This window comes from Azospirillum sp. CT11-132 (assembly GCF_047302835.1).
GTDB lineage: Bacteria > Pseudomonadota > Alphaproteobacteria > Azospirillales > Azospirillaceae > Azospirillum.
Map to the genome: position 1 here is coordinate 205,715 of NZ_JBGLZA010000007.1, position 12,237 is coordinate 217,951.

Below are 12,237 nucleotides of genomic sequence, written 5' to 3' on the forward strand. Positions count from 1 at the left end.
GGGGCGCACAGACCATCTTCGATCCCGCCCCATCACCACCGGCACGCATCATCGGTCACACAAAGGTACTTCGCCCATGGACTCCCAGGATTCAGCATTGTCACTGCACGGCTGTCTCACCGCCGCCATCGATGTCCTGCGCCGCACGATGGACAGCCTGGAACCGGCCCGGGTCGAGGCGGCGGTGGATGCGGTCGCGACGGCACTGGGCGCCAACAGGGCCCTGCTGGTCTGCGGCAACGGCGGCTCGGCGTCCGACGCCCAGCACATCACCGGCGAGCTGGTCGGCCGCTTCCTGAAGGAACGCCGCGGGCTGAAGGCGATCTGTCTCAGCTCCAACGCGGCGGTGCTGACCGCCTGGAGCAACGATTATTCCTACGACACCGTCTTCTCGCGCCAGACCGAGGCCTACGGCGAACCGGGCGGCGTCATCCTCGGCATCTCCACCAGCGGCAATTCGCGCAACGTGATCGCCGCCTTCGAGGTGGCCAGGCAGATGGGCATGACCACCATCGCCATGACCGGCGAGGGCGGCGGCAAGATGGCGGGCCTGAGCGACATCCTGCTGGATGTGCCATCGCGCTCCACCCCGCTGATCCAGCAGGTCCACATCTGCCTCTACCATTACCTGTGCGAGCAGGTCGAAGCCCGGCTGGCCGGCTGAGGCACGCGCCCCATGCCCACTCCCACCCCAGCTCCCGCGGCGTCCTTGCCCATGGGTGAGGTTATGAAACAGGCCTTGGCCGCCTTGACCGCCGGGCGTTTGGGCGAGGCCGAGCGGCTTTACCGGGTCTTGCTGGCGCGGGACGGCAGCTCTCCTGAGCTGTGGAACAACCTCGGCATCGTCCTGGGAGACCTCAAGCGGCCGGCCGAAGCCGCCGCCGCCCTGCGCATCGCGCTCGCGCTGCGCCCTGGCTATGACAAGGCCCTGGTCGGGTTGGGTGCCGCCGCCTATGGCGCCGAGCGGCTGGACGAGGCAGTGCGCTGCTGGGACCGGGCGTTGCGCGCGATCCCCGCCCAGAGCGCCGGCGTTTGGTTCAATCTCGGCGTGGCGCTCCAGCTGTGCGGGAGCACCACCGTCGCCATGGCGGCCTTCGACAAGGCCGAGGCACTGATGCCGGGCGACCCGCGCGTCGCCAGCCAGCGGTTGTTGTGCCTCAACTATCTCGACCTGCCTGGCGAACACCTGCTGGCCGAGCACCGGCGCTTCGATGCCCGGTTCGGCGACCGGGACGGCCGGCCGCCGCCGCCGGCCGCTCCGCATACCAACAAACCCGATCCGGAAAAGCGGCTGCGCATCGGCTACCTGTCGGTCGAGTTCCGCAAGCATCTCGGCGGCTATTTCCTGACGCCCCTGTTCGAGGGCGCCGACCGCAACCGCTTCGAGATCATCTGCTATTCGATTCTGCCGGATGCCCAGGCCGATGCCCACACCGCCCGGTTCAAGGCGCAAGCCGACGGCTGGCGCACTGTCGGCAATCTGGACGACGAAGCGTTGGCGGCACAGATCCGCGCCGACGGCATCGACATCCTGGTCGACCTCGCCGGCCATTCGGGGCTGAACCGGCTGCCGATGCTGGCCCGCCGGCCGGCGCCGGTACAGGTGACGTGGCTGGGCTATCCCAACGGCACCGGCATGAAAGCGGTTGGCTACCGCATCGTCGACCCGGTCAGCGATCCGGTCGGCCCGACCGACGCCCATGCGGTGGAAACGCTGGTCCGGCTGCCCGCCCCCTTCCTGTGCTTCCACCCGCCGGCCGCCGCCCCGCCGGTGGTGCCGCTGCCGGCCGGCGCCAGCGGGGCCGTCACCTTCGGATCCTTCAACAAGCTGTCGAAGATCACCGACGGCACCGTGGCGCTGTGGGCCGAGGTGCTGCGGCGGGTCCCGGACGCCCGCCTGCTGCTGAAGGACCGGCCGCTGTCCGATCCCGGCACCGCCGCCATGGTGCGGGCGCGCTTCGCCGCCGCCGGCATCGACCCGATCCGGCTCGACCTTGTCGGCTTCATCAAGGACGCCGACGGACATCTGGCCGCCTACAACCGCATCGACATCGCGCTCGACCCGCATCCCTACAACGGCACCATCACCACCTGCGACTGCTTGTGGATGGGCGCACCGCTGGTGACGCTGGCGGGCGAGCGCCATGCCGCCCGCGTCGGCGCCAGCCTGATGACCGCCATCGGCCTGCCCGAGCTGGTCGCCGCCACCCCAGACCGCTACGCCGAGATCGCGGCGGGGCTGGCCGGCGACCTTTCCCGCCTGATGCGGCTGCGCATGGGCATGCGCGAGCGGGTGCGGACGTCGGCGCTCTGTGACGAGGGGCGCTTCATGCGCAACCTGGAGACCGCCTATCGGCTGATGTGGCGGCGCTGGTGCGATCAGCGCCGGTCGGACGGCTGATCCGTTTCCATGGCGGCCCCTGTTGCAGAATCCGGCTCGGCAGCGAAATGCCGGACCGGCTCCATGCTTTCATGCAGCAGACGCAGGATGACGACCCTGGCCGCTCCGCCTGGCGGGCGTTCGACGGCATAATACAGCATATGGGCTGCGGCTCCCCGCCTGCCCGCTACGGTTTCCAGATGGAACGCCCGAAGACTTGGAAAGACGCTTCCCCGATCCCGGGAACCGCCGCGACAGGGATCCTCGGCGACCATCGTCACCGCCTTCGCGATCAGACGCCTGTAGGTTTCGCGCTGATGCGTCCCGAAGCGCTCCAGCGTTTCCTTCAGCACCATTCTGAAGTCCCGCTTCGCCGCGTCGGTTACCCGATAGGCCGCCACCACCCTTACTCATCGATCTCGTCGAGGATGTCGTCTATGGGCCGATCGTCCAGGCGGCCTTCCCTCCAATCCTCGAAACCGACCATGACTGCCCGCCGAAGCATCTCCAGCTTCTCCTGCTCCGCCGCCTTTTCACGGTGCAGCAGGCGCAACGCGTCCCTGACGACCTCACTTTGCGATGCATATCCGCCGCTGGCAACCTGACGCTCGACAAAGCTGGCAAGGGTCTCTGGAAGGCTGACGTTCATGGTGGGCATGGGTCACCTCCTGCTTTTCATCATGAGACTGGACAGCTTGGCAAAGATTGTCAACATGGTGCGTTTCCTGCCAAGAGTCGCGTCTCCTTCCCCCGCCTCCTTCCCTCTTGCCCCCTCGCTTGACAAGCCCGCCCTCCGGCTTCTACCGATAGCGCCTCCGTCCCCGCCACCACACCGGACCGCCGCGATGAGCGAAGCGCCGCCCTCTTCCCCCGCCCCCGACGCCGCGTCCGCGGTGCACAGCGGGTCGGCCGACCGCTTCGGCTACGAATGGGGCCGCTATGCCGAGCTGAAGGACATCTACGAGGAGCAGTTCCGCCGCTGGACGCCCTTCCTGAAGCCCGAGGACTGGCGCGGCCTGACCTTCGTCGACGTCGGCTGCGGCATGGGGCGCAACAGCCACTGGCCGATGAGCTATGGCGCCGCCGGCGGGCTGGCCATCGACATCGACGAGCGCAGCCTCACCTCCGCCCGCGCCACGCTGGCGCCGCACCCGGCCATGGAGGTGCGCCGCCAGAGCGCCTATGAGCTGAACGAGGTGGAGCGCTTCGACCTCGCCTTCTCCATCGGCGTCATCCACCATCTGGCCCACCCGGAGACGGCGCTCGCCAACATGGTGCGCGCGGTGAAGCCGGGCGGCCGGGTGATGATCTGGGTCTATGGCCGCGAGAACAACGGCTGGATCGTCCGTTTCGCCGACCCGCTGCGCAAGGCGCTGTTCAGCCGCCTGCCGATCGGGCTGGTGCATGCGCTGTCCCTGCCGCCGACCGCGCTTCTGTGGCTGGCCTTGCGGCTGGGGCTGGACCGGCTGGAATATTTTCGCCTGATCCGCCGCTTCGACTTCGGCCATCTGCGCTCCATCGTCTTCGACCAGATGCTGCCGAAGATCGCCAACTACTGGCGCCGCGACGAGGTGGAGGCGCTGATGACGGGCGCCGGTCTGGAAGACGTGCGGCTTGCCTGGGTCAACGAGATCTCCTGGGCGGCGATCGGAACGAAGACCCACGACTGATCGCTTCGATCGGGTTTCCATCCGACTGGCACCGCTTCAATTTGCGCCCCCCCGCGCGTCACGCCGCCCCCTTGCCCGCCCGCATCATCCGTTCTCATGGCCGCGCGCGGCCAGCCGCCGCGGCCGATTCTTCCGACGCTTTTCGGCCACGCGGACCGCGGCTGCGGCACGCTCGGCCGCCCCTGGCGCCGCATCCGGGCGCTCGGCGTCCGGCAGGCCCCAATAGTCGAAGTTGCCGGTCATCACCGCAACAACACGGCGCATCTCGGTTCGGACCAGATCGCCGGCCTCGCGCGCGGCGTCGCGGTGCTCTGGCGCACACAGGCCGGCGTCGACGGCCCGGGTCAGCGTGCGGGTGCTGCGGTCGAGGCTGGTTGCAATGGCCCGCAGCTCACGGAACACCGCGCGCAGCGCCTCCACCTCCGCCGGGTTCCATTGCGGCCGGCCCATCAGGTGCACCAGGGCCAGCGAGCGCAGCCAGCTCGCCGGGCTGGTGCCGTGCGCCCGGGCTGCCTCGGCCAGGGCCGCGCGCTCGGCGTCCTTGAAGCGGACACCGACCTGCCGGCCGGCTCCGCCACCCCTCGGCGCGGCCGGCGTCTGACCGTCCATCGCCTGGAGGATGAGCCGCCGCAGCGCGGCAGAGGCCCCCCCATCGGTCCGCCGCGCCCAAGCCTGGAACCGCTCGGCCAGAGCGGCGTCGACATAGCCTCCGACCATCTTCTGTCCGGGCTTTGGCGGCATCACGCCAGCCCCGTTTCAAACCTGCTCCCACCAAACATATCCTGCCCTCCTTCCCCTTCCTCCATGGTCCCGATGTCCCCAAAGACCCGCTTGCGTTTGCACCGTGCAAAGCCTCCCCTGACACACTTGGATTCGGCATTGGCCGATCACTCAACGCGGACGATGCGCAGGTCGGCGGCGTTCACCTCGGCGATGCCGCTGGCGTAGGCCACCAGCACCAGTCCGACCCCGCCCGCCCGCCGGTCGACGATCAGGCGGCCCTCCGCCCCGTCTCCGGCCGTCACATGGAACACCGGGGGCTGCACCGGCTCGGTCGCCGATGGGCCCGGGGCTGCCGTCGGCTGCGGCTTGCCCCCACTCCGCCCATGCCCCTCCTGGACGTCGGGTTTTGCACCGTGCAAAACCTCGCCGTCCGCACGAAGCTCGGCCGAAGCGGTTGCCGGTGCGGTTGCAGCGTCATGGACCAGGGCCGGGGCCGCGGGTGCTGGCACCGGCCGATCCACAACGAGGCTGCCGGTCGGTCGGCCGGTGATGCCGCCGACGATCCGGCGCGCCTCGGTGACGGTGAGGACCACGTCCGCCTCCGGCAGAGCCGCCAGCACCGCGTCGGGGGTCTTGCGCCATTGCCGGTAGAGGTCGTAGAGCGCCCGCATGTCGGCCTGGTCGATGCGCGCCCGCAGTTCGGGCGGGAAATTGCCGGCCTGCCGGAACGCCGACACCTCATAGGCTTTGAGCGCACAGATCGTGGCGATCTGCGGGCCGGTGTGGCCATCCGCCGCCAGCTGAGCAATGGCGGCGACGAGATCGCTGTTGGACAGGGCCGCGCGGTGCTGGTTCTCGATCACCTGGGCGGCGAAGTCGCCGTCCCTCTCCCGCCGGATCACCGCCGGTACTTCCGCCAGCCCGGCCAGCCGGGCGGCGCGCAGCCGCCGCGCCCCGAAGGCCAGCCGGTGGCGCCCGTCCACCGCCGGCCGCACCACAACCGGCTGCACCAGCCCGTGCGCGCGGATGGACGCGGCCAACAGCGCCAGCCCCTCCTCCTCGAAGACGGTGCGCGGCTGGCCGGGGTCCTCGTCGATGTCGGCGAGCGGCAGGTGCAGCACCTCGCCCTGCCCGTCTCCCGCCGCCGCCCGCAAGGCGGCGAAGCTGGCCGCGGCGAAGGCGGCGCGCGGGTTGGCCGGCGCGCTCATGGCCGGAGCTCCATCCGCTCGGCCACGGTGGCGAGCACACCGCGAATCTCCGAGGCCGCCTCGCGCGCCGCACTGCCCGGCATCGCCCACACCGGGGCACGGTCGCTGGCGGCGCGGGCATAGGCGTCGCGCTTGGCCAGCAGGCCCGGGAACAGCAGCTGACCGAGTTCGGCGGCCAAGCTCTCGAACAGCGCGCGCTCGCGCCGGCTCTTGCGGTCGAAGATCGAGGGCAGCAGCCCAAGGAACAGGGGCTCGGGCCGGCCGTAATGCCGCGCCACGCCCTTGATCGCGCGCAACAGCTCGGCCACCCCCTGGATCGAATAGTCGTTGATGCCGACCGGCGCCAGCACCGCGTCGGCCGCCAGGAGCGCGCCGAAGGTGCGGTTGGTCAGCGCCGGCGGGGTGTCGATCACGCACACGTCGTAATCGGCCGCCATCGCGGCAAGGCTGTCGCGGAAGGTGGCGATGCAGGCGCGCTCCGCCCCTTCCACCCCCAGCAGGTCGCGGGTCGAGCGGGTGACGGTCAGGCGGCCGGCCTCCGGCACCCGGGTCGGGCGGACGAACAGCTCGACGCTGTCGACCCGCCCGAGATGCGCGCCCAGCGTGGCGGTCAGGTTGGCCTGCTGGTCGAGGTCGATCACCAGCGTGCGGAAGCGCTCGGCCAGGTACCAGCCGGCGTGGGCGGTGAGGCTGGTCTTGCCGACCCCGCCCTTCTCGTTCATCACGGCCAATGTTTTCATCGGACCTCCTCGAAGGGGTTCGCCCTGCCGCACCGCCCCGCTGCCGGGAGCGCGCGGATGGGTTTTTGCAAAATCGCTTTCATCGTCAGCGAACTGTCGCCTCCCCTGGACCGACTACAAAGGCGACAGCCATTCGCGCCACCTTTGCGCGAAAGAGCCATGGATCAGCAACCGTGGCCCGCTTTTTGTCCCAACTTTTCGTTTGCTCAAGCAGCAATCATTTTCCCGTGAAGGATGCATTCCCGCGGATCATCCTCGAAGGTGTTTTCATAAAATCACTACGATCTATTCAGCGCAGCCGCTCGCCCGGCCTGCCAAGGGAGGCCCACGGAATGACGAGGTGCCTATCCGCAAGGACCACTCGCTCCCGCTCCGCTTGCGCTGGTAAGACAACAGCGGCAGGCGGGACAGGCCCCGGCGCCGGCCGGTGGCAGCCGGCCGATCGGGCCGCACCGCCCTGCCGGCGGGCAATCGGGCGGAACGGCGGGGGCGGGGCTTGGCAAGCGGGCTGCAGGAAGGGGAGATCAGGCAGGCCCTGCAGGAGGGCGGCCACATCCGCAACGTTCTCATCGTCTCCAAATGCATCGGCGGCGTGGTCGAGCATCTGGCCTATCTGCGGGCGAGCTGGCGGCGCGATTTCCTGCCCTTGCGCACCTGGAACGACCGCGGCGACCGCACCTATCGCGACCTCGACCGGCTGCTCACCCTCATCCGCGCCGACTTCGGCTTTTGCGGTTGCATCCCGGTCTACATCGCCGGCGACCCCGACCTCGCCCGCTACAAGGCGCTCGCCCGGGAGCTGCCGGTCGCCGGCCCGCTGCCGCCCCACTGCGGCACGGAGCTGTGCCGGGCGGAAGCGGCACCGCCGGGCTAGCGCCCTCCCCACCCCTGCCGGCTGGGGAGGGCGGCGATGACCCTCTCCCTGGCGCTGTTCGCCCAGCTGGCCGCCGCTTGCGGTCCTTGGGTGCATGTCGACACGCTGGCCGCCGTCGCCCAGGCCGAAAGCGGCCTCGATCCGCTGGCGATCGGTGACGCCAGCGCTGGCCGCTCGCACCGGCCGCGCAGCCCGGCCGCCGCGGTGGCCGAGGCGACCGCATTGTTGCGCCGGGGCCATTCCCTCGATCTCGGCCTGATGCAGCTGAACAGCGCCACCCTGGCCCGGCTCGGCCTCAGCGTCGCCGACGCCTTCGAGCCCTGCCGCAACATCGCCGCCGGCGCGCGGGTGCTGGCCGGCGGTTTCGCTCCCCGGGGCAGCGAGGATCGCCAGCAGGCGCTGGTGCGGGCGCTGTCGCGCTACAACACCGGCTCACCCGAACGCGGTGTCGCCAACGGCTATGTCGCCCGCGTCCAGGCCGCGGCTGCCACCGTGGTGCCGGCGATCCGGCTGGAGGGGACGGCGCGTCCCGATCCCGACCCGCCGGCCCCCCCGCCTCCCGCGGCCGCCACCCTGCCGGAGCCGCCGGCCTGGGACGTCTACGCGCGGGCCCGCCGCGACCGCGCGCTCAGACAACCGCTACTGCCGGCCGCCCCCCCTCCGCACCCGCCGGACCGCCCGCCGGCACCGGAGGCCCGCCCCTGACGCCGGCCGGCCCCGGCGTCCCGACCAGCCCCCAGCCCCAGTTTCCGAGGAGGCGTTCGTCCATGCTCAACTCCCGCTCCCTGCCCGCCCGGCGCCCGGCCCCCGACCTTGCCCCCGCCCTTGCCGCCGTGCCCGCTTCCCGCCAGGCCAGTGCCGGCCGCACCGGGCACGTCCGCCTGGCGGCGCTCGGCGTCGGCATGCTGGTCTTGCTGGCCGCGGCCCCCGCCTTTGCCCAGGCGGCCGGCGGCGGCGGCGACCTCACCACCTTCCTGCAGAACGTCGTCAACATCCTCACCGGCACCGCCGGCCGCCTGATCGCGGTGATCGCCATCTGCATCGTCGGCATCGGTGCCTTGATGGGAGCCCTCAGCCTGCGCACCGCCGGCGGCGTGCTGCTCGGCGTCATGCTGATCTTCTCCTCCGCCTGGATCGTCACCCAGATCGTCGGGGCCTGACATGGACGCCCAAGATCTCGCCGAAGACCCGCTGTTCCTCGCCTGCACCCGGCCGGCGATGTGGCGCGGCGTGCCCTTGGAGGCGGTGGCGGTCAACGGCATGGCCACCAGCATCGTCTTCGTGCTGGTCGGCAACCCGGCCTACCTGCTGATCGGCGTCGTCCTCCACCATGCCCTGCGGGCCCTGGTGGCCCGCGACGCCCATCTGTTCGGCACGCTGCGGCTGTGGGCCGACACCAAGGCGCGCGCCCGCAACACGGGCCATTGGGGCGGCTCCTCGGTCAGCCCACTGCCGCTCGGTCCCGCCCGCAGCGCCCGGGAGGTGCGCATCCATGCCTGACACCGCCCTTTGGGCGCGCGAGCGCGAACCCGACACCTATGTGCCCTATCTCGGCCACGCCGCCCCCGGCACGCTGCTGCTTGACGACGGCGCGCTGCTCGCCATGATCGAGCTCGGCGGCGCCGGCTTCGAGACGGCGGCGGCCGACGAGGTCAACGCCCGTCACAGCCGGCGCAACCTGCTGCTGCGCAACATTGCGTCGGACCGCCTGGTGCTGGCCACCCACACCGTCCGCACGCTGGACGACGGCGCCGGCTATCCCACAGCCCCGTGCGCGACCGTCTTCGCCCGCGACCTCGACGCCGCCTACCGGGCGCGCCTGCTGGTGGGCCGGCTGTTCTGCAACCGGCTGTTCCTCTCGGTGCTGCTGCGCCCGCCCGGGGCCGGCGAGCGCCGCCGGCTGGCCGGCCTGTTCGCCCGGCGCCGGCGCGGCGACCTCGCCCGCCCGGCCGGTCCGGCGGCTCTGGAGGCGCTTGACGCCGTCGTCGCCACCCTGCTGGCCGAGCTCGACGACCATGCCCCGCGGCGTCTGGGCTTGCGCGAGGGCAACGGCGTGCTGTTCTCCGAGCCGGCCGAGGCCTTGCGCCTGATCCTGACCAGTCAGACGCTGCCGGTGCCGCTGGTCAACGGCCATCTCGGCGGGGCGATCTACACCGACCGCGTCATCGTCGGCCGCGAGGCGATCGAAATCCGCGGACCCGGCGGCTCCAGCTATGCCGCCGCCTTCGGCCTGCGCGAATACCCCGCCACCAGCTGGCCCGGCATGTTCGACGCGGTGCTGGCCGCCCCCTACCGCTGCGTGCTGACCCAGAGCTTCGGCTTTCTGCCCAAGCAGGCGGCCCAGGCCGTGCTGACCCGCAAGCAGAACCAGATGGTGACCGCGCAAGACAAGGCGGCCAGCCAGACGACGGCGCTCAGCGAGGCGGCCGATCTCCTGGCCTCCAACGCCTTCGTCATGGGCGACCACCATTTGAGCCTGGTCACCTTCGCCGGCAGCCTGGAGGGCCTGCGCGCGGTCACCGCGCGCGCCCGGCGCGATCTGGCCGAGAGCGGGGCGGTGGTGGCGCGCGAGGATTTGGCGCTGGAGGCGGCCTACTGGGCGCAGCTGCCGGGAAACTTGCGGCTGCGCACCCGCCCCGGTGCCATCAGCTCGCGCAACTTCGCCGCCATGGCCAGCCTGCACAATTACCCGGCCGGGGCGGCGCAGGGCCATTGGGGCGAGCCGCTGACCCTGCTGCGCACCACCGGCGGCACCGCCTACCGCTTCCACCTGCACGCCCCCACCGGGACGGTGAGCGACCTCGGCAACGTCTTCATCGCCGGGCCGGCCGGCTCGGGCAAGACGACGCTGATGCTGTTCCTGGCGGCACTCGCCGGGCGCCAGGGGGCGCAGGTGGTGTTCGTCGACAAGGACCGCGGCGGCGAGATTCTGGCGCGCGCGGTCGGCGGCACCTACCTTGTCCTGCCGGCCGGCGCCCCCTCGGGTCTGGCGCCGCTGAAGGCGCTGTCGAACCGCCCGGCCGATCTGGCCTTTTTGAAGCGCCTGATCACCGGGCTGGTCACCGACCCGGGCGGCAGCCTGGCGCCGGAGGACGAACGGCGGCTCGAGCTGGGGCTCGGCTGCTTGATGGCGCTGCCGCCGGACGCCCGCTCGCTGGGCGAGCTGCGCGCCTTTCTCGGTCAGGCCGACCCTATGGGCCCCGGTGCCCGGCTGGAGCGCTGGTGCCGCGGCGGGGCGCTCGGCTGGGTGCTCGACAACGAGGCCGACGCCCTGGCGCTTGATGTCCCCTTTCTGGGGGTTGACGTCACCGCGCTGCTCGACGACCCGCTCGCCCGCGGCCCGGTGCTGGCCTGCCTGTTCCACCGCATCGAAGGGCTGCTCGACGGCCGGCGGCTGGTGCTGGTGATCGACGAGTTCTGGAAGGCGCTGCTCGACCCCGGCTTCCGCGACCTGGTGAACGACAAGCTGAAGACCATCCGCAAGCTGAACGGGCTGGTGGTGCTCGGCACCCAGTCGCCGGCCGATGCGCTGAAAAGCCCGATTGCGCATTCGATCATCGAGCAGTGCCCGACGCAGATCCTGATGCCGAACCCGCGCGCCGACGCCGCCGACTACCGCGACGGGCTGAAGCTGACCGGCCCTGAGTTCCAGGCGGTGCGCGAGGACCTCACCGTCGGCGGCCGGCGCTTCCTGCTCAAGCAGGGCACGGCGTCGGTCGCTTGCGCGCTCGATCTCGGCGGGCTCGACGATCTGGTGGCGGTGCTGTCGGCGCGTGCCGGCACGGTGCGGCTGATGGAGCGGCTGATCGCCGAGCATGGCGCGGCCCCCGACGCCTGGCTGCCGCAGTTCCGCCGCCAATGGCGCAGCGCCCTCACATGACACCGCCCTCACCAAGGATGGAGATCCGGTGATGACCAGACGCCTTGCTCTCCCGACCGTGGCACTCGCCGCCGCGCTGATCCCGCTGGCCCCTGCCCCGCCCGCCCGCGCCCAGCTGGCGGTGATCGATCCGGCCAACCTCGCCCAGGCGGTCCAGCAGGTGCAGCAGATGGCCCAGCAGTTGCAGATGATGCAGCAGCAGTATCAGCAGCTCCAGCAGACCTACCAGGCGGTCGCCCATGCGCCGTCCGACGCGCTGACCGATCTCGGTCGCCAGCTCAACGTCGAGGCGTTGCGCAATGCCCTGCCGGCGCAGAGCGGCGAGTTGGGCGCGGTGATGACCGGCACCTCGCTCGGGCCGGGCGGCTTCGGCAGTGCCGCCCAAGGCCATCTGGAGCGCAACCGCGTCTATGCCCCATCCGGCAGCGACTTCCAGGCCGGGGAGATGGAGCGCAACGCCACCAGCATCGCCGGCGCGCAGGCGATGGCGAGCGGGCTCTATCAGTCGGCGGCCAGCCGGATCGCCGCCTTGCAGGCGATCGAGGGCCAGCTCGCCAGCGCCGGCGATGCCAAGGCGGTGGCCGACCTCGCCGCCCGCATCAACGCCGAGCAGGCCTACATCCAGGCCCAGCAGGTGCAGGCGCAATCGCTGGTGCTGTGGCAGCAGGCGCAGATGCGCAACCAGGACCAGCGCGAACAGGAACGGCGCCGGCAATCGATCGACGCGCTGATCGACCAGGCCAAGGCGCGGGGAGGCTGAGT

The 12,237-nt window shown here is 71.2% G+C and carries 14 protein-coding genes; 9 read left to right on the forward strand and 5 right to left on the reverse strand.

Features of this window, described 5'->3' with window-relative positions; all coding sequences use genetic code 11:
- Nucleotides 1–76: 76 nt before the first annotated feature.
- Both ACCD06_RS28185 and ACCD06_RS28190 read left to right on the forward strand, forming a co-directional pair.
- The gene (locus ACCD06_RS28185; RefSeq protein WP_413345159.1) at nt 77–664 is read left to right on the forward strand and encodes an SIS domain-containing protein; all 588 of its coding nucleotides are present in this window, start codon (nt 77–79) and stop codon (nt 662–664) included.
- 63 nt (nt 665–727) lie between these two features.
- On the forward strand, nt 728–2,401 hold the full coding sequence (locus tag ACCD06_RS28190; protein ID WP_413345161.1) for a tetratricopeptide repeat protein: 1,674 nt from the start codon (nt 728–730) through the stop codon (nt 2,399–2,401).
- Here ACCD06_RS28190 and ACCD06_RS28195 read toward each other — a convergent pair.
- Nucleotides 2,380–2,784 carry a type II toxin-antitoxin system RelE/ParE family toxin gene (locus tag ACCD06_RS28195; protein ID WP_413345163.1) on the reverse strand — a complete coding sequence of 135 codons (405 nt, stop codon included), beginning with the start codon at nt 2,782–2,784 and terminating at the stop codon, nt 2,380–2,382. The genes ACCD06_RS28190 and ACCD06_RS28195 overlap by 22 nt on opposite strands.
- Nucleotides 2,785–2,786: 2 nt before the next feature.
- Complete coding sequence (locus ACCD06_RS28200) at nt 2,787–3,038, reverse strand: type II toxin-antitoxin system ParD family antitoxin (RefSeq protein ID WP_413345165.1); 252 nt, start codon at nt 3,036–3,038, stop codon at nt 2,787–2,789.
- Nucleotides 3,039–3,225: 187 nt separating this feature from the next.
- On the opposite strand from ACCD06_RS28200, the gene ACCD06_RS28205 reads away from it, so the two are divergent.
- Nucleotides 3,226–4,050 (forward strand): class I SAM-dependent methyltransferase, encoded by an 825-nt coding sequence (locus tag ACCD06_RS28205; RefSeq protein ID WP_413345167.1) that lies wholly within the window; start codon nt 3,226–3,228, stop codon nt 4,048–4,050.
- Between the two features lie 84 nt (nt 4,051–4,134).
- Here ACCD06_RS28205 and ACCD06_RS28210 read toward each other — a convergent pair whose 3' ends face one another.
- The 3 genes from ACCD06_RS28210 to ACCD06_RS28220 form a co-directional block, all read right to left on the reverse strand.
- Complete coding sequence (locus ACCD06_RS28210; protein WP_413345169.1) at nt 4,135–4,767, reverse strand: hypothetical protein; 633 nt, start codon at nt 4,765–4,767, stop codon at nt 4,135–4,137.
- Between the two features lie 170 nt (nt 4,768–4,937).
- Entirely contained in the window at nt 4,938–5,981 is a 1,044-nt protein-coding gene (locus ACCD06_RS28215; RefSeq protein WP_413345171.1) for a ParB/RepB/Spo0J family partition protein, read from the reverse strand.
- Entirely contained in the window at nt 5,978–6,721 is a 744-nt protein-coding gene (locus ACCD06_RS28220) for a ParA family protein (protein WP_413345173.1), read from the reverse strand. Before ACCD06_RS28220 ends, ACCD06_RS28215 begins: the two co-directional genes overlap by 4 nt.
- 427 nt (nt 6,722–7,148) lie before the next feature.
- Between ACCD06_RS28220 and ACCD06_RS28225 the strand changes: the two genes are divergently transcribed.
- The 6 genes from ACCD06_RS28225 (at nt 7,149) to ACCD06_RS28250 (ending at nt 12,235) form a co-directional block, all read left to right on the forward strand.
- Nucleotides 7,149–7,595 carry a hypothetical protein gene (locus tag ACCD06_RS28225; RefSeq protein ID WP_413345175.1) on the forward strand — a complete coding sequence of 149 codons (447 nt, stop codon included), beginning with the start codon at nt 7,149–7,151 and terminating at the stop codon, nt 7,593–7,595.
- Nucleotides 7,596–7,631: 36 nt separating this feature from the next.
- Entirely contained in the window at nt 7,632–8,300 is a 669-nt protein-coding gene (locus tag ACCD06_RS28230) for a lytic transglycosylase domain-containing protein (protein WP_413345177.1), read from the forward strand.
- 62 nt (nt 8,301–8,362) lie between these two features.
- The gene (locus tag ACCD06_RS28235) at nt 8,363–8,755 is read left to right on the forward strand and encodes a TrbC/VirB2 family protein (protein WP_413345179.1); all 393 of its coding nucleotides are present in this window, start codon (nt 8,363–8,365) and stop codon (nt 8,753–8,755) included.
- Between the two features lies 1 nt (nt 8,756).
- A complete protein-coding gene (locus tag ACCD06_RS28240) occupies nt 8,757–9,095 on the forward strand; it encodes a type IV secretion system protein VirB3 (RefSeq protein ID WP_413345181.1) in 339 nt (112 codons plus the stop codon).
- Nucleotides 9,088–11,475: a VirB4 family type IV secretion/conjugal transfer ATPase gene (locus ACCD06_RS28245; RefSeq protein WP_413345183.1), complete on the forward strand. Its 2,388-nt coding sequence runs from the start codon at nt 9,088–9,090 to the stop codon at nt 11,473–11,475. Before ACCD06_RS28240 ends, ACCD06_RS28245 begins: the two co-directional genes overlap by 8 nt.
- 31 nt (nt 11,476–11,506) lie before the next feature.
- Nucleotides 11,507–12,235 (forward strand): type IV secretion system protein, encoded by a 729-nt coding sequence (locus ACCD06_RS28250; RefSeq protein ID WP_413345185.1) that lies wholly within the window; start codon nt 11,507–11,509, stop codon nt 12,233–12,235.
- The last annotated feature ends 2 nt before the right edge of the window (nt 12,236–12,237 follow it).